Annotated in this window: 16 protein-coding genes; 10 read left to right on the top strand and 6 right to left on the bottom strand. The window is 64.9% G+C overall.

The annotated features are described in order from the left end of the window. Positions 1 to 124: 124 nt before the first annotated feature. A complete protein-coding gene (gene sstT / locus M622_RS25950) occupies positions 125 to 1,348 on the bottom strand; it encodes a serine/threonine transporter SstT (protein ID WP_031346455.1) in 1,224 nt (407 codons plus the stop codon). A 230-nt stretch (positions 1,349 to 1,578) separates the two neighbouring features. Between sstT and M622_RS25945 the strand changes: the two genes are divergently transcribed. Continuing rightward, a complete protein-coding gene (locus M622_RS25945) occupies positions 1,579 to 1,848 on the top strand; it encodes a hypothetical protein (RefSeq protein ID WP_021248505.1) in 270 nt (89 codons plus the stop codon). Between the two features lie 19 nt (positions 1,849 to 1,867). On the opposite strand, the gene M622_RS25940 is transcribed toward M622_RS25945, so the two are convergent. Further along, positions 1,868 to 2,341, bottom strand: coding sequence for a CreA family protein (locus M622_RS25940; protein ID WP_021248504.1), 474 nt, complete (start codon positions 2,339 to 2,341; stop codon positions 1,868 to 1,870). A gap of 205 nt (positions 2,342 to 2,546) precedes the next feature. Here M622_RS25940 and M622_RS25935 point away from each other — a divergent pair, with 205 nt between their 5' ends. Continuing rightward, entirely contained in the window at positions 2,547 to 3,074 is a 528-nt protein-coding gene (locus M622_RS25935) for a cytochrome c oxidase subunit 3 family protein (protein ID WP_021248503.1), read from the top strand. 16 nt (positions 3,075 to 3,090) lie between these two features. Continuing rightward, positions 3,091 to 3,384, top strand: a complete 294-nt coding sequence (locus M622_RS25930; protein WP_021248502.1) for a hypothetical protein — start codon at positions 3,091 to 3,093, stop codon at positions 3,382 to 3,384. A gap of 32 nt (positions 3,385 to 3,416) precedes the next feature. Here M622_RS25930 and M622_RS25925 read toward each other — a convergent pair whose 3' ends face one another. From M622_RS25925 to queG, 3 genes are all read right to left on the bottom strand, one after another. Next, on the bottom strand, positions 3,417 to 4,907 hold the full coding sequence (locus M622_RS25925; protein ID WP_031346453.1) for a type IV pili methyl-accepting chemotaxis transducer N-terminal domain-containing protein: 1,491 nt from the start codon (positions 4,905 to 4,907) through the stop codon (positions 3,417 to 3,419). Positions 4,908 to 5,187: 280 nt separating this feature from the next. Further along, a complete protein-coding gene (locus tag M622_RS25920; protein WP_021248500.1) occupies positions 5,188 to 5,388 on the bottom strand; it encodes a SlyX family protein in 201 nt (66 codons plus the stop codon). Between the two features lie 32 nt (positions 5,389 to 5,420). Next, the gene (gene queG / locus M622_RS25915; RefSeq protein WP_040830515.1) at positions 5,421 to 6,512 is read right to left on the bottom strand and encodes a tRNA epoxyqueuosine(34) reductase QueG; all 1,092 of its coding nucleotides are present in this window, start codon (positions 6,510 to 6,512) and stop codon (positions 5,421 to 5,423) included. A 16-nt stretch (positions 6,513 to 6,528) separates the two neighbouring features. On the opposite strand from queG, the gene tsaE reads away from it, so the two are divergent. The 7 genes from tsaE to ispH all read left to right on the top strand — a co-directional run bounded on the left by tsaE (position 6,529) and on the right by ispH (position 14,233). Beyond that, positions 6,529 to 7,074, top strand: coding sequence for a tRNA (adenosine(37)-N6)-threonylcarbamoyltransferase complex ATPase subunit type 1 TsaE (tsaE, locus tag M622_RS25910; RefSeq protein WP_021248498.1), 546 nt, complete (start codon positions 6,529 to 6,531; stop codon positions 7,072 to 7,074). Continuing rightward, on the top strand, positions 7,014 to 8,372 hold the full coding sequence (locus M622_RS25905) for an N-acetylmuramoyl-L-alanine amidase (RefSeq protein WP_021248497.1): 1,359 nt from the start codon (positions 7,014 to 7,016) through the stop codon (positions 8,370 to 8,372). Before tsaE ends, M622_RS25905 begins: the two co-directional genes overlap by 61 nt. 81 nt (positions 8,373 to 8,453) lie before the next feature. Next, on the top strand, positions 8,454 to 9,407 hold the full coding sequence (locus M622_RS25900; protein ID WP_021248496.1) for a bifunctional riboflavin kinase/FAD synthetase: 954 nt from the start codon (positions 8,454 to 8,456) through the stop codon (positions 9,405 to 9,407). A gap of 73 nt (positions 9,408 to 9,480) precedes the next feature. Further along, positions 9,481 to 12,318 carry an isoleucine--tRNA ligase gene (gene ileS, locus M622_RS25895; protein WP_021248495.1) on the top strand — a complete coding sequence of 946 codons (2,838 nt, stop codon included), beginning with the start codon at positions 9,481 to 9,483 and terminating at the stop codon, positions 12,316 to 12,318. After that, positions 12,311 to 12,844, top strand: a complete 534-nt coding sequence (gene lspA, locus M622_RS25890; RefSeq protein ID WP_021248494.1) for a signal peptidase II — start codon at positions 12,311 to 12,313, stop codon at positions 12,842 to 12,844. The genes ileS and lspA overlap by 8 nt, the downstream gene beginning before the upstream one ends. After that, positions 12,841 to 13,269 carry an FKBP-type peptidyl-prolyl cis-trans isomerase gene (locus tag M622_RS25885; RefSeq protein WP_021248493.1) on the top strand — a complete coding sequence of 143 codons (429 nt, stop codon included), beginning with the start codon at positions 12,841 to 12,843 and terminating at the stop codon, positions 13,267 to 13,269. Before lspA ends, M622_RS25885 begins: the two co-directional genes overlap by 4 nt. 25 nt (positions 13,270 to 13,294) lie before the next feature. Beyond that, positions 13,295 to 14,233, top strand: coding sequence for a 4-hydroxy-3-methylbut-2-enyl diphosphate reductase (gene ispH, locus M622_RS25880; RefSeq protein WP_021248492.1), 939 nt, complete (start codon positions 13,295 to 13,297; stop codon positions 14,231 to 14,233). A gap of 52 nt (positions 14,234 to 14,285) precedes the next feature. Here ispH and M622_RS25875 read toward each other — a convergent pair. Continuing rightward, positions 14,286 to 15,247: aromatic ring-hydroxylating oxygenase subunit alpha (locus tag M622_RS25875; protein WP_157281950.1), on the bottom strand; the 962-nt coding region annotated here is incomplete at its 5' end.

Genomic DNA, 15,247 nt, shown 5'->3' with positions numbered 1-15,247 from the left:
GATTGACCAGCCAGATATTGTTTTTGCATGGCGCCGTTGACAACTTGCAGTGGACGACAGGGCAAGCCCTGGTGAGGACCTGCCCTGAACAGTGATCCGGGTTGAAGCCGACCGGATCGCCCGCCTAGCCGGCCTCGGCCGCCCGACAGGCGGCGGCAGTGAACAACACGTCGGTAGAGGAGTTGAGCGCGGTCTCGAAGGAGTCCTGCACCACGCTGATGACGAAACCGATCGCCACCACCTGCATCGCCACATCGGTGCCGATGCCAAACAGGTTGCACGCCATCGGGATCAGCAGCAGCGAACCACCCGCCACACCCGACACGCCGCACGCCGCCAGCGAGGCCACGACGCACAGCAGCAAGGTGGTCGGCAGATCGACGCTGATCCCCAGCGTGTGCACCGCGGCCAAGGTCATCACCGCGATGGTGATGGCCGCGCCCGCCATGTTGATCGTCGCCCCCAGGGGGATCGAGATCGCGTAGGTGTCCGCGTGCAGATTGAGGCGCTTGCACAACTGCAGGTTGATCGGAATGTTGGCCGCCGAGCTGCGGGTGAAGAAGGCGGTCAGCGCGCTCTCGCGCAGGCAGGTAAACACGAGCGGATAGGGATTGCGACGTGTCACCCAGAACACCAGCAGCGGATTGAGCACCAGCGCCACGACCACCATGCTGCCAACAATCACCAGCAACAACTGCCCATAGCCGAGCAGCGCGCCCATCCCGGATTCGGCGAGCGTGCCCGCCACCAGTCCGAAGATGCCCAGCGGGGCGAAACGAATCACCCAGCGCACGATCTGTGACACCGCCGCCGCGAGGTCGGACAGCACGCTCTTTGTGGCCTCTCCTGCATGACGCAAGCCAACGCCAAGCGCAATGGCCCAGGCCAGGATGCCGATGAAGTTGGCTTCGATCAGCGCCTTGAAGGGATTCGAGACCGCGCTCAGCAGCAGATTCTTGAGCACGCCGATGATGCCGCCCGGGGGCGTGCCAAGCACCTGCGGCGCATCGAGAACCAGCGTGGTCGGAAAGCTGAAGCTGGCAATCACCGCCACCAGCGATGCGCCGAGAGTGCCGGCGAAATACAGCAGCAGCACAGGTCGGATGTGGGTGGGCTGGCCGCTCTTGTGACTGGCGATGGCGGCCGCCACGAGCACGAACACCAGCACGGGCGCAACGGCTTTGAGCGCCGATACGAAGACATCACCCAGCAAGCTCGCCGAGCGTGCGAGCTCGGGTGCAAGTACGGCGAGCACGATGCCGCACACAAGGGCGAAGGTGATCTGCGAGATGAGGCTGCCCTGCAGAACATGGCGGATGACTGGATTACGGCTTGAAGCTTGGGTCATGATCTTGCTCGGGATGATGTTCTGAAAAAGTCGATTCATGGCGCGCGCCCACGTCCGGGGTGTCAGCCCTGGCGTACGACCAAGGTAAAATTTGTACGGATCCGTGAAACAGCTCACACCGGCTCTGGCACCATGTGGCGAACACTGTGGGCGCGAGGGTCGAGTTTCGCTCAACGCAGCCGTAAACACGCATGAAGACCCGATTCACGGGTCATGCAGCAGAGGTCACTATGTCTACCCAACCCCTCCTCGTCGTCGAGGGCTCACGTCGAACCCCAAGGGCCGCAACACGCTACGACATCGTCAAGCGCTCGATCAACCGGGCCATCGAAGCCGGATATGGCATCGGCCAGAGCGTGCACATCGGCCATATAGCGGGCCATGTCGTAGGCTACAACATCGCTCACCATGGCCGCTTCTGTGGCTCGCTCTATCCACTGCTGGTCAGGACCGAATACGGTGTGACCAAGTGTCGTCTGTGCGAGGTTGCGACCGCCTGAAGGCTGCTGCGCCTGCGGCTCAGCGCAGCTGCAGCGGCGTGCTGCGTGGCACGGGCACGGCGGTGACGTTGTTCTGCGGGCTGCCTTCGATCAGCTTGTCGCTGTAGACGAGGTAGACCAAGGTATTGCGCTTGACATCGGCCATGCGCACGATGCGCACTTTCTTGAACAGGATCGATGCGCTCTGCGAGAACACCTCCTCCTGTTGACGCAGGGGTTCGAGCAGGGTGATCTCACCCACCTGACGGCAGGCCACCGACGCATCGGACGTATCCTCGGCGAGGCCCAGCGAGCCCTTGATGCCGCCCGTGCGTGCGCGCGAGACGTAGCACGACACGCCCTCCACCTTGGGGTCATCGAACACCTCCACCACCACCTGGTGGTTGCGGCCGATGAACTTGAACACGGTGTCGACCGCACCCACGGTCTCGGCCTGCACACCCAGCGGCAGGGCGAGCGCTGCGCCCAGAGCGCACGAAATGATCTTCTTCAAAACCCGGTCTCCTTGATCAAGGGCCGCAAGTATCGCATTGGCCGACCCGACTTACGCAGCATCAAGGCAATCAATGCGGCGTGAGCGCGATAATCCACCCCTCCAGCACCGCACTTTCCTGTCTGCCATGTCGCAAGCCGGCACCCTCCCTGCTATTCCGTCCCCAGCGCCCGCTGCCAGCGGCCGCATCCCCGGCAGCAAGGCCATGTGGGTCGGCATTTTCTGCGAGGTCACCGAGTTTGCGCTCATGTTCGCGGTGTACTTCGTCGCCCGTGCCCACCACCCGGAGATCTTTCGCAACGGACCGGCGCAGCTGTCGCTGCTGGCCGGTACCGGCTACACCTTGATGCTGCTCACCAGCGGCTGGTGTGTGGCACGCGCCCTGCACGCGATGCGTGCCTCCAGGCAGCGCGCCTGCCTGCAGTGGATGATGGGCGCCTTCGTGTTCGGCCTCGGCTACCCGGTGATCAAACTCTTCGAAGTGCGCTGGAACCTGGCCCACGGCCTGAACGGTGACGCCGGCGTCTTCATCGTCACCTACTACTATCTCAGCTTCAACCACCTGATCCACGTGTTCTGGGGCCTGCTCGGCATGATCTGGGTGATGCTGCGCACCGGCACCGGATCGTACTCGGCCGAAGAGCATTCCGGCCTCGAGTCCTTCGCGGTGTACTGGCACACCACCGACATCATCTGGCTGATGATCTTCCCGCTGTTCTACGTTCTGCGCTGACCAGAGAGGCGAGCCGATGAACGAAACCCGTAAACTCGATCTGGCCTGGCTCAGCCTGGTGCTGCTCAGCGTAGGCGGTGCCGCCCTGGGTGGACAGCCCGACGCGGGCTTCATGATCACGGTGCTGGTGGCACTGGTGATGGGCATCAAGGTGAGAATCGTCTGTGACCGCTTCCTTGAGCTGCCCACGGCAACCCGGCGCATCCGTCAGCTGATGTACGCCTTTTGCTATGGCATGCCGATTCTCGTCATCCTCACCAGCGCCTTCGGCGACGCCCTCGCTCGACTCACGGCCAAACTCATCATCTGAAGCCATCTGCGCCCGGGCGCATGAACACGGCTTCAACCTGAAGTCAGGCGTTCGTAGAGTTTGACCGCGGTGTCGACATGGCGCAGCAGCCGATCCGCCTCCGCGACCACCGCGCGGATCTGCTGGCCGGGCCGGGTGTGCGAAATCTCGGGCGTCAAGGTGCTCATGAACTGCTGCCACTGCCTGCCCACCTCCTGCAGCTGGGCCGAAAGCTCGGGAAGATTGCGTCCGTCCTGGCTCAACTCCTGCAGATTGCGCTCGAACTCTTCGACGGCCGCCGTGATCTCGCCCTGGATGCCTTCGGGTTGCCCCACCCAGTCCCGCAGCAGGAACAGCTTCGCAATGCGCTGCGACAGCATGCGGTTGCGCCCGGCAACGTTGACGTAATGCACCTCAGGCAGGGCAAACAGTTGCCCCGCTGCACGCGTCAGGCGGTCGGCAGCCTCAAACAAGGCCTCACTGGCGTTGAGCACCCACTCGGCCCGTGCAGGCGCAGCCCCCTCTTCGGCCAGCGCAGCTTGAAAGTCCGGCCAGGCGCTGGTCAGGGCATGACGATGCAGCGCGAGGCTCGCGGGCAGATCAAGCGTGCCAAGTCGCGTCAGGCCACGCTCGAGCTCCACCACCAGCGCACGCAGCCGAACCGCCGCTCTCTCTGCCGACACCTCTGCAGCGAGCATGGCCCACGCCACCGCCATGCGTTGCGACAGTACCCTGAAGCGCCCGCACAGATTGACCAGCGCGCCCGGCGTGATGCCCATGCGGGGCGGTTCGGACTTCAACCTGGCCTTGCGCGCGAAGCGCAGGCGCCGGCTGGAGTCGCCGATGCCGGTATCGAGCAGCGCGGCATGCTGGATGTGCACCTTGCGCCCCTCGACCACCACCAGACCTTGGTCACTGAGTTGGCGCAAGCTGCGTGAAAAAGACTCGGGCGTCATGCCGATGCGGGCGGCGATGATCTTCTTGCTCGCGCTGAAGACGAGCGTCGTCTCCCCGGCGAGGCCGACCTCCTCGCCGAGTTGTTCAAGCAGATAATCAAGGATGCGCTGGGCGCCGGTGCTACTCGAATGGTGGCCGGTGACATCGAATTCGATCGCGCACTGGCGCCGCGCCAGCGCTTGCAGGATGCGCCAGCTCAGCTTGCGGTCTTGCTCGGCGACGGCGCGCAGGCGGCGGATGTCGATCGCAGCCACGATGCTGTGGGTGATGACACGACACGATGCGCGGTAATGGGTGGCACCGAACAACTCCCCCAGACCAAGCACCCGTGGCGCCTGGGCAATCTCCAGCACCTTGGTGCTGCCCCCGGGCAATACATGTTCGCGCATGGCGCTGCCGGTTGCCAGCACAAAGGCTTCGCGAATGGGCTCATCGGCGCCGTAAAGAACGCCCTGGGCCGGCAGCTCAAGCACACGGCTGGCGGCGGCCAGCTCATCGACGAGTGTTCGCGGCAGGCCCGAGAACAGCGGCTCTGCCGTGATCAACTCGCGCTGAGCTCGGTGGGCGTCCCTTGCTGGGGCAATCACTTCAACAATACCTCGTGTCTTTGATGCGGCATGCTAAGCCATGCGGACCGGCAGTTCAAAGCCCTTCCCTGCCGGGCTTGAACGCGGCTTCACGGTAAGTTCTGCTGCCTGTCATGCGCCTTGGATTTTCCAGTCGGCGCGACCGTCTCCAGTCGCGGCTCAGCGCCTCGAGCTTACGCCTGCTGTGATCAACGGCAAGGATTTCCCACCCTCGCCGCTCCAAACCGGAAACCCAGCGCGTCGCCCGCCTTGTCGGGGACGCCCGCCTTGTCGGGGACGCTCACCAGTGCGGCGGAATTTCGTCCTCCGGGCGGTTTGCTGCACCGGGCTGGATGGTCTTCAGTTGCTGGGCCAGATGGCGCACCTGCTCACGCAGCAGGTCGAGCTCCTGCTGCTGGCGCCAGGCGCTGCGGTTCAACTCGTCGAGCTGGTCCTCGGCCGACATCATCTTGGTTTCGAGCACATCGAGGCGATCTTTCATGGGGCGTCCGGTGGCGGTTGAGGGGCGCGATTCTAGCCGCAGGCCGGCGCAGCGTGCCGTGCGAGCGCCCAGCCCACATGCTCGCGCACGAGCGCAGAGGGGTGCTCGAGGCGCGACTGCAGCGCCGCCAGCACCTCGGGCGCAGACGGCGCGTTGCCCAGCGCCACCGCAATGTTGCGCAGCCAGCGCTCGTAGCCGATGCGATGGATCGGACTGCCCGCGGTGCGCTCGGCAAAGTCGGCTTCGCTCCAGGCGAAGAGCGCGGCAAGGGCGGCGCTGTCAAGGCCATGGCGGGGCGCGAAGTCGCCCTCTGCAGTCAAACGTGCGAAGCGGTTCCACGGACACACGAGCTGGCAGTCGTCACAGCCGTAGATCCGATTCCCCAGCAGGGGACGCAGATCCTCCGGGATCGCGCCCTTGAGCTCGATGGTGAGATAGGAAATGCAGCGCCGTGCATCGACCTGATACGGCGCAACGATGGCCGCGGTCGGGCAGGCGTCGATACAGGCGGTGCAGCGCCCGCAGTGCGCCTCGGCCGGGGCGTCGAGCGGCAGGGGCAGATCGGTGAAGATCTCACCGAGGAAGAAGTAGGAGCCAGCGTTGCGCTCGAGCAACAAAGTGTGCTTGCCTCGCCAGCCCAGTCCGCTGCGGCTGGCGAGCTCGACTTCAAGTACAGGCGCGGAGTCGGTGAACACCCTGAAGGCATGGGGGACGGCAGTCGCGATGCGCTCCGCCAGTTGCTGCAGGCGCTTGCGCAACACCTTGTGATAATCGCGTCCCAGCGCATAACGCGACACGTAGGCAAGGCTGCCATCGGCCAGCACCGCCTGTGCATCGGCCGCAGCAGGCCAGTAATCGAGGCGCGCGCTGATCACCCGCCGCGTGCCGGGCACGAGCTCCGCGGCGCGGGCGCGCTTCATGCCGTGGCGCAACATATAATCCATCTCGCCATGAAAACCGGCCTCCAGCCAGGCGGCCAGGCCGGGTTCGGCCGTGCTGAGATCGATATCGGCCACACCAATCGCACCGAAGCCCAGTTCGAGCGCCCACTCGCGGATGCGTGCGAGCAAGGCCACGCCATCGATTGCGACGCCATCCGCGTCCGAGAAACTGTCTGCCGCCATCAACGATGAGGATTCCATGATCGAGTTGCTCAATGCCGCCAAAGTCCAGGCCAGCGATGATAACGACGTCCGTCTGTGCGCGCACTTGCCGGCCGAAGCAGACACCGAAGCGCTTGGCGCTGCGCTGGCGCCGCTGCTGCGGCCGCGCCTCAACATCTGGCTGCTGGGCAATCTCGGCATGGGCAAGACCACCCTCACCCGCGGCCTGCTGCGCGCACTGGGTCATGAAGGCAAGGTGAAGAGCCCCACTTACACCTTGATTGAACCTTACGTTGTTTCTAGATTAAACTTATATCACTTTGATTTTTATCGCTTCAACTCGCCCGAAGAATACCTTGACGCAGGCCTGGATGAGTATTTCGCCGACCAGGGCGTGTGCATTGTGGAATGGCCACAGAAAGCCCTTCCCCATTTGCCGTCGCCCGATCTCGAAATCCAGCTTGAAGTGCGGGACGGAGGGCGCTTTGTGGAGATCTACGGACACACCGATGCGGGGCGAACATGCGTGACAGAACTGATGAAAGCACTGCGGGCCATCGGCCCGACGCTGACTGCGGACTAGCTCCGGCCGTCACCCGCGGCGTCGACCGTCGCGGCCTGCTCAAGTTCGCCGGTGCCACGCTGGCGCTGATGTTGAGCCCCGTGGGCCATGCGGCGTCGGCGAGCCTGCTCGCGGTGCGCGTCTGGCCCTCACCGGAATACACCCGCATCACCCTCGAAGGATCAACCAAGCTGCGCTACAGCCACATGCTGGTGCCGGACCCCGATCGCCTGGTGATCGATCTCGAGGGCGTGCAGCTCGACAGCGTGCTGCAATCCCTGCCCTCCAAGGTCATGGGGTCCGATCCCTATATCCGCCTGATCCGCGCCGGGCAGAATCGCCCTGGCGTGGTGCGCGTGGTGGTCGAACTCAAGGCCGCGATCAATCCCCAGATGTTTGCGCTCGCGCCAGTGGGCAATTACGGCCATCGCCTGGTGCTCGACCTGCACCCGAGCGAAGAGCACGACCCGCTGCTGGCGCTGATCATGAAGGATTCGCCGTTTGACGCCGCCGCCGGCGACAGCGGCCAGGCCAGCAGCGCGAACGCGCGCACCTTGCCCACCGAGCGCAGCACCACCGCGCGCACGGAACCAAACGTGAATCGGCTGTTCACCGTCGTCCTCGACCCCGGCCACGGCGGCGAGGACCCGGGCGCGGTCGGCGCTGCGGGCAGCCACGAGAAGAACGTCACGCTCTCGATCGCGCGCCGCCTGAAGCGCAAGATCGACGCCGAGCCCAACATGCGCGCGGTGCTGACGCGCGACGGCGACTACTTCGTGCCGCTGGGCCAGCGCGTCATCCGTGCCCGGCGCGTGCGTGCGGACCTGTTCGTGTCGATCCACGCCGACGCCTTCGTCAAACCCGAGGCCAACGGCAGCTCGGTGTATGTGCTGTCCGAGCGCGGCGCCTCCAGCACGGCCGCACGCTGGCTGGCGCAAAAGGAGAATGATGCCGACCTTATCGGCGGCATCAACCTGGCGCACCAGGACGGGCATATCGCCCGCACCCTGCTCGACCTGTCGCAAACAGCGACGATCAACGACAGCCTCAAACTGGGCCGCGCCATGCTGGGCGAAATCGGTGGCATCAACCGCCTGCACAAGTCGGATGTGGAGCAGGCCGGCTTTGCGGTGCTGAAGGCGCCGGACATCCCCTCGGTGCTGGTCGAGACCGCCTTCATCAGCAACCCCAGCGAAGAGCGCCGCCTCAACGACGAGGCCTATCAGGACAAGATGGCCACCGCCCTGATGCGTGGCATCAAGCGCTACTTCGACACCAACCCGCCTGAGCGCTCCACCCGCATCGCGCAACTGGGCTGAGCACAGCGCCAGCGGTGGGCCGGCAGCGCGCCCGCAAGGCCGCGCTTTGCCGTTATAATTGCCGCTTTTTTCAGGCGCCTTATGCGGGTTTTTCGCGGGATTCCCGAGCGAGCCGACACCGCCACGGTGCTCACCATCGGCAATTTCGATGGCGTTCATCTCGGTCATCAGGCCCTGCTCAAGCTGCTCACCGACAAGGCGCGCGTACTCGGCCTGCCGGCGGTCGTGCTCACCTTCGAGCCCCACCCGCGCGAGTACTTCAGCCCGGCCGACGCGCCCGCACGCCTCGCCTCACTGCGTGAAAAGCTGTTGCTGCTCGATGCCGCCGGCGTTGACCGCGCTTACGTGTGCCGCTTCGACGCCCGCCGCGCGGCGCAAAGCGCTCACGCCTTCATCGAGGACACGCTGGTACGCGGCCTCGGCGTGCGCCACCTGTATGTCGGTGACGACTTCTGCTTCGGCGCCCGCCGCCAGGGCGACTTCGCCATGCTGCAGGACGCGGGCAAGCACTACGGTTTCGACGTCGAATCCATGCCCACCCTCGGCCTGCACAATGAGCGCGTGTCAAGTTCAGCGGTGCGCGACGCCCTGGCCAGCGGTGACCTGGCGCACGCGGCGCACCTGCTCGGGCGCCCTTACAGCATCGCCGGCCGTGTCAGCCATGGTGACAAGATCGGTCGCCAGCTCGGCTTTCCGACCGCCAACATCCAGATGAAACATCGCCGCCCTGCCCTCACCGGCGTGTATGCGGTCAGCGTCGAGGGCCTGGCCGAAGATCGCGTCGTCGGTGTTGCCAATATCGGCGTGCGGCCCACCGCCACCTCCAACGGTCGCGCACGGCTGGAAGTTCATCTCTTCAACTGGACGCAGGAGTGCTACGGCGCTCACATCCGTGTCCATTTCCTGCACAAGCTGAGGGCCGAGCGCAAGTTTGAATCGCTTGACGCCTTGCGCGCTCAAATCGCCCGCGACGCCGAGATCGCACGCCACTGGTTTGCCGATCAGCCCGAGCTTGGCGATCTTCACCAGGGCTGACGTGCCCTCGCAGCCCGCGCCCAAGCGCACCCCGGTGCGCCCGACCGAACCTACAAGACCCCACGCTCCCGCCATGGCCGACTACCGCAAGACGCTCAACCTGCCCGACACCCCTTTCCCGATGCGCGGCGACCTGCCCAAGCGCGAGCCGCAGTGGATCGCGAACTGGCAGCAGCACAAGCTCTACCAGCGCATCCGCAAGCACAGCGCGGGGCGACCCAAGTTCGTGCTCCACGACGGCCCGCCCTATGCCAACGGCAACCTGCACATCGGTCACGCGCTCAACAAGATCCTCAAGGACATCATCGTGCGCTCGAAGACGCTGGCCGGCTTCGACGCACCTTACGTGCCAGGCTGGGACTGTCACGGCCTGCCGATCGAGCACAAGGTCGAGGTCACTCACGGCAAGAACCTGCCCGCGGACAAGGTCAGGGAGCTGTGCCGCGCCTATGCCAGCGAGCAGGTCGAGATCCAGAAGGCCGAGTTCATCCGCCTGGGCGTGCTCGGCGACTGGGACAATCCCTATCGCACGATGGACTTTGCCAACGAAGCCAATGAGATCCGCGCGCTCGCGGAGATGACCGCGAACGGCTACGTGTTCAAGGGCCTGAAGCCGGTGAACTGGTGCTTCGACTGTGGTTCGGCGCTGGCAGAAGCAGAGGTCGAATATGCCGACAAGCCCTCACCGACCATCGACGTCGCGTTCACGGTGTCCAACACCGACGCGCACGGACAGAAGCTGGCCGCAGCCTTCGGCCTCGCCAGGCTGGAGCAGCCCGCCGCTGCGGTGATCTGGACCACCACCCCGTGGACCATTCCGGCCAACCAGGCGCTCAACGTCCATCCCGAATTCGATTACGCGCTCGTCGAGCTCGCGCTGAAGGACGGCGGCACCCGCCTGCTGGTGCTCGCCAGCGCACTCGTCGACTCCGCCCTGCAGCGTTACCAGCTCGCAGGCCGGGTGCTCGCCACCACCAAGGGTGCGGCGCTCGAGCACATCGAATTTCGCCACCCGCTTTATGACCGCCCCTCACCGGTCTACCTCGCCGATTACGTCGGCATCGACGCCGGCACCGGCATCGTGCACTCCTCGCCCGCGCATGGCGTCGAGGACTTCAGCGCATGGCATGCCTATGGCCGCAGCAACGAGGAGATCCTGTCGCTGGTGATGAGCGGCGGGCAGTACGTGGCCGACCTGCCCTTCTTCGGCGGCATGAACATCTGGAAGGCGAACCCGGCGATCGTCGACAAGCTCGCCGAGGTCGGCGCGCTGCTGTCGCACGACAAGATCATCCACAGCTACATGCACTGCTGGCGCCACAAGACCCCGCTCGTCTATCGGGCGACGGCGCAGTGGTTCGTCGGCATGGACAAGACCGCGGCTGACGGCTCCACCCTGCGCGAGCGCGCACTGCGTGCGATCGAGGCCACCAAGTTCTACCCCGGCTGGGGCCAGGCGCGGCTGCACGCGATGATCGCCAACCGGCCGGACTGGTGCATCTCGCGCCAGCGCAACTGGGGTGTGCCGATCCCCTTCTTCCTGCACAAGGAAAGCGGTGAGCTGCATCCGCGCACCGTCGAGCTGATGGAGGCCGTCGCCCAGCGCGTCGAGCGTGAAGGCATCGAGGCCTGGTTCAAGCTCGATGCGGCCGAGTTGCTCGGCGACGATGCTGCCCACTACGAAAAGATCAGTGACACCCTCGATGTGTGGTTCGACTCCGGCACCACCCACAAGCACGTGCTGCGCGGCTCGCACAATGATGGCCACCCCGAGGGCCCGCGCGCCGACATGTATCTGGAAGGTTCGGACCAGCATCGCGGCTGGTTCCATTCCTCGCTGCTCACCGGCTGCGCCATCGACGGCCACGCACCCTACCGCAGCCTGCTCACCCACGGCTTCGCCGTAGACGGCGCGGGGCGCAAGATGAGCAAGTCGCTCGGCAACGTGGTGGTGCCGCAGGAAGTCAGCGGCAAGCTCGGCGCCGAGATCCTGCGTCTGTGGGTGGCGTCGACCGACTACTCGGGCGAACTGTCGATCTCCAAGGAGATCCTCGACCGTGTGGTCGAGGTCTATCGCCGCATCCGCAACACCTTGCGCTTCCTGCTCGCCAACACGGCGGACTTCGACATCGCCCAGCACGCGGTTCCGCTCGAGCACTGGCTGGACATCGACCGCTACGCGCTCGCCTTCACCCGCGAGCTCGCGCACCAGGCCGAGGCCGACTACGCGAAGATGGAGTTCCACCGCATCGTGCAGGCGCTGCAGGTGTTCTGCGCCGAAGACCTCGGCGCCTTCTACCTCGACATCCTCAAGGACCGCCTGTACACCACCGCCGCCGACAGCCTGCCGCGCCGCGCGGCGCAGACCGTGCTGTGGCACATCACCCAGACCTTGCTCAAATTGATGGCGCCGATCCTGTCCTTCACCGCCGAGGAGGCCTGGGCGGTGCTGAACCCGAGCGCCCCGGGCGCAGAGCCCGACAGCGTGATGCTGCACAGCTTCCACGCCCTGCCCGCGCAGGAAGGCGAAGCCGGCATGGTGGCACGCTGGGAAACCATCCGCGCCGTGCGCTCCGAAGCGCTCAAGGTGATCGAGGCCTTGCGCACCGAGGGCAAGGTCGGCTCTTCGCTGCAGGCCGAGCTCAGCCTGGCACTGAGCGCCGACAAACATGCGGCACTGGGCAGCCTGGGCGAGGACTTGCGCTTCGTCACCATGACTTCGGCCACCCGCCTGTGTGAAGTCAATGACGCGGAAGAAGAGCACATCGTCGCCACGCCGAGCGCGGCACCCAAGTGCGAGCGCTGCTGGCATTACGTTGAATCCGTCGGCCACCATGCCGAACATGCCGGCCTGTGCGCACGCTGCGTGGACAACCTGTTCGGTGGCGGCGAAACCCGCACGCATGCCTGAGGTCTTGCCGGTGTCCCGCGCTGCGGCGCGCCCCGCTCTCCTCGCCATGGCGCCGTGGATCGCGTTCGCGATCGTGGTTGCGGTGCTCGATCAGCTCAGCAAGCAATGGGTGCTCGACAGCCTGAGCTATGGCCAGCGCGTGCCGGTAACGAACTTCTTTGATCTGGTGCTGGTGTTCAACCCCGGCGCAGCCTTCAGCTTTCTCGCCGATCATGACGGCTGGCAGCGCTGGTTCTTCACCGCTCTGGCGACGCTCATCTGCGGCTGGCTGCTGACCCTGATTTACCGCCATCGCGACGAAACGCTGCTACCTGCGGCCTTTGCGCTGATCATCGGCGGTGCCGTGGGCAACGTCTACGATCGCCTGGTGCATGGCGCGGTCGTGGACTTCCTGCACTTTCACTACGCCGGCCACAGCTGGCCGGCGTTCAATCTGGCCGACTCGGCCATTACCGTCGGCGTGGTGCTGATGCTGTGGGGACAGTTCCGCCACGACCGCCAGCCGCCCCTGGAGAAGTCATCGTGAGCCAGATCGTCCAAGCCAACAGCCTCGTCACCCTGCATTACCGCATCTCCTTGCCCAATGGCCAGCCGCTGATCAGCACCTTCGAGGCCACGCCGGCCACATTGCAGCTGGGTGTGGGCGAGATGCTGCCGGCGATGGAGCAATTGCTCATCGGCCTGACCCCTGGCGTGCGCCACGTGTTCGAGCTCGAAGCCGAGCAAGGCTTCGGACCCCATCGTGCGGAGCTGGTCGAGCGCGTCAAACGCGAACACATGCCCGATGAGGAGATCGAAGCCATGAGCATCATGGAATTCACCGCCCCCGATGGTTCGCGTTATTCCGGGCTCGTGCGCGAGATCGACGAGCAGTCGGCCCTGGTCGACTTCAACCACCCCCTCGCCGGCAAATCCATCCGCTTCGAGGTGGACGTGATCGGCGTGTCCTGAGCCCGGCACCCAACAGAGAACAGACATGAGCGACAAGGAAATCCTGCTGGCCAACCCACGCGGCTTTTGCGCCGGCGTCGAACGTGCGATCGAGATCGTCGAGCGCGCGCTGCAGCGTTTTGGCGCGCCGATCTACGTGCGCCATGAGGTGGTGCACAACAAGTTCGTGGTGGACGATCTGCGCAACAAGGGCGCGGTCTTCGTCGAGGAGCTCGACGAAGTCCCGACCGGCAACACGGTGATCTTCTCCGCCCACGGTGTGTCGCTGGCGGTGCGTGACGAGGCCGAAAAACGCGGCCTGCGCGTGTTCGATGCCACCTGCCCGCTGGTGACCAAGGTTCATGTCGAGGTCAGCCGCATGCGTGAGCAGGGCCGCGAGATCATCATGATCGGCCACAAGGGCCACCCGGAAGTCGAAGGCACAATGGGCCAGGTCGGGACCGGCATCCACCTCGTCGAGACCCCGGAGGATGTCGCCCACCTGCAGATTGCCGATCCGGAGTTGCTCGCCTACGTCACCCAGACCACCTTGTCGGTGGACGACGCGGCAACGATCGTGGACGCCCTGCGGCAGCGCTTTCCGACCATCGCCGGGCCGAAGAAGGACGACATCTGCTACGCCACGCAGAACCGCCAGGACGCGGTCAAGTTCATGACGCCCTACGCCGACGTGGTGTTCGTGGTGGGCTCGAAGAACAGCTCCAACTCCAACCGCTTGCGCGAGGTTGCCGAACTGCGCGGCGTGCCGGCCTACCTCATCGACAACGCCGCAGGCATCGAACCGACCTGGCTCGAGGGCAAGCGTCGCATTGGCGTGACGGCGGGCGCATCCGCACCGGAAATCCTGGTCGCGGAAGTGATCGCCCGCCTCAAGGAGTTGAGTCAGGGAGCGGTACGTGAGCTCGATGGCGTACCCGAGAAGGTCACCTTTCCCTTGCCACGCGAACTGCAGGACAGGAACTGAGCTCGGACACGCGCCCTGCGCCGTGCGCGGGGCGTCATTGCCGAGCGCCCGCTCAGATGTGCGGCGCCAGGATGCGGCGATAGAACTCGTGGAAGTGCTGCATGCCATCCTCGTAAGGTGACTGGTAGGGGCCGACTTCGTTGCGCCCCTCCTTCATCAGCGCCAGGCGACCACGATCCATGCGCTCGGCAATGTCGTCGTCCTCGATTGCCGTCTCCATGTAGGCCGCCTGCGCGGCTTCAACGAAGGCGCGCTCGAATGCGACGATGTCCTCCGGATAGTAGAACTCCACCACATTGCGGGTCTTGTTCACCGCGACCGGAACCAGCGTGCTCACCACCAGCACATGGGGATACCACTCCACCATGACGTTGGGGTAGTAGGTGAGCCAGATCGCACCCTGCGCTGGCTTGTCATCCCCGCAATAATCGAGCACCGCCTTGTGCCAGCGTGCATAGGTCGGTGAACCCGGCCTGGCGAGCGAGGTGATGCCCACCTGCTGCACCGAATACCAGTCGCCGAACTGCCATGACAAATCCTCGCAGGTGACGAAATTACCCAGACCAGGATGAAAAGGCCCGACGTGATAGTCCTCGAGATAGACCTCGATGAAGGTCTTCCAGTTGTAGTTGCACTCATGGATGTCGACGCGATCGAGCTTGTAGCCGGAGAAATCCAGCGCGCTTGCCAGCCTCATGCCATCCAGATCCGCACTGGCTGAGCGCGGCCCCTTGAACAGCAGGCCATGCCAGCTCTCGAGCGCATCACGCTGCAATGCGAGGCAGGGTTTTTGAGCAAAATGCGGCGCACCGATCAGTTCGCCCTGCGGATCATAAGTCCAGCGGTGCACCGGGCACACGACATGCTCGGTGCTGCCGCTGCCTTGCAACATGATCGCCTGGCGATGACGACAGACATTCGACATCTGATGGGCGTTGGTGCAATAAAATGTCATCCATCCCGGCGGCGCCGGACTTCCTGACGGTTTGAGGTCGAGCATGGCAGCGCGAGCGA

Source organism: Thauera terpenica 58Eu (assembly GCF_000443165.1).
Lineage (GTDB): Bacteria > Pseudomonadota > Gammaproteobacteria > Burkholderiales > Rhodocyclaceae > Thauera > Thauera terpenica.
This window is presented reverse-complemented; position numbering and strand designations above follow the sequence as displayed.

Excerpts from the sequence above, each read along its gene's own strand:
- lspA (WP_021248494.1), top strand. The coding sequence starts at position 12,311 with ATGCCTGAGGTCTTGCCGGTGTCCCGCGCTGCGGCGCGCCCCGCTCTC.
- M622_RS25900 (WP_021248496.1), top strand. The coding sequence starts at position 8,454 with ATGCGGGTTTTTCGCGGGATTCCCGAGCGAGCCGACACCGCCACGGTG.
- M622_RS25920 (WP_021248500.1), bottom strand. The coding sequence starts at position 5,388 with ATGAAAGATCGCCTCGATGTGCTCGAAACCAAGATGATGTCGGCCGAG.
- M622_RS25935 (WP_021248503.1), top strand. The coding sequence starts at position 2,547 with ATGTGGGTCGGCATTTTCTGCGAGGTCACCGAGTTTGCGCTCATGTTC.
- ileS (WP_021248495.1), top strand. The coding sequence starts at position 9,481 with ATGGCCGACTACCGCAAGACGCTCAACCTGCCCGACACCCCTTTCCCG.
- sstT (WP_031346455.1), bottom strand. The coding sequence starts at position 1,348 with ATGACCCAAGCTTCAAGCCGTAATCCAGTCATCCGCCATGTTCTGCAG.
- M622_RS25930 (WP_021248502.1), top strand. The coding sequence starts at position 3,091 with ATGAACGAAACCCGTAAACTCGATCTGGCCTGGCTCAGCCTGGTGCTG.
- ispH (WP_021248492.1), top strand. The coding sequence starts at position 13,295 with ATGAGCGACAAGGAAATCCTGCTGGCCAACCCACGCGGCTTTTGCGCC.
- tsaE (WP_021248498.1), top strand. The coding sequence starts at position 6,529 with ATGATCGAGTTGCTCAATGCCGCCAAAGTCCAGGCCAGCGATGATAAC.
- M622_RS25945 (WP_021248505.1), top strand. The coding sequence starts at position 1,579 with ATGTCTACCCAACCCCTCCTCGTCGTCGAGGGCTCACGTCGAACCCCA.
- queG (WP_040830515.1), bottom strand. The coding sequence starts at position 6,512 with ATGGCGGCAGACAGTTTCTCGGACGCGGATGGCGTCGCAATCGATGGC.
- M622_RS25905 (WP_021248497.1), top strand. The coding sequence starts at position 7,014 with ATGCGTGACAGAACTGATGAAAGCACTGCGGGCCATCGGCCCGACGCT.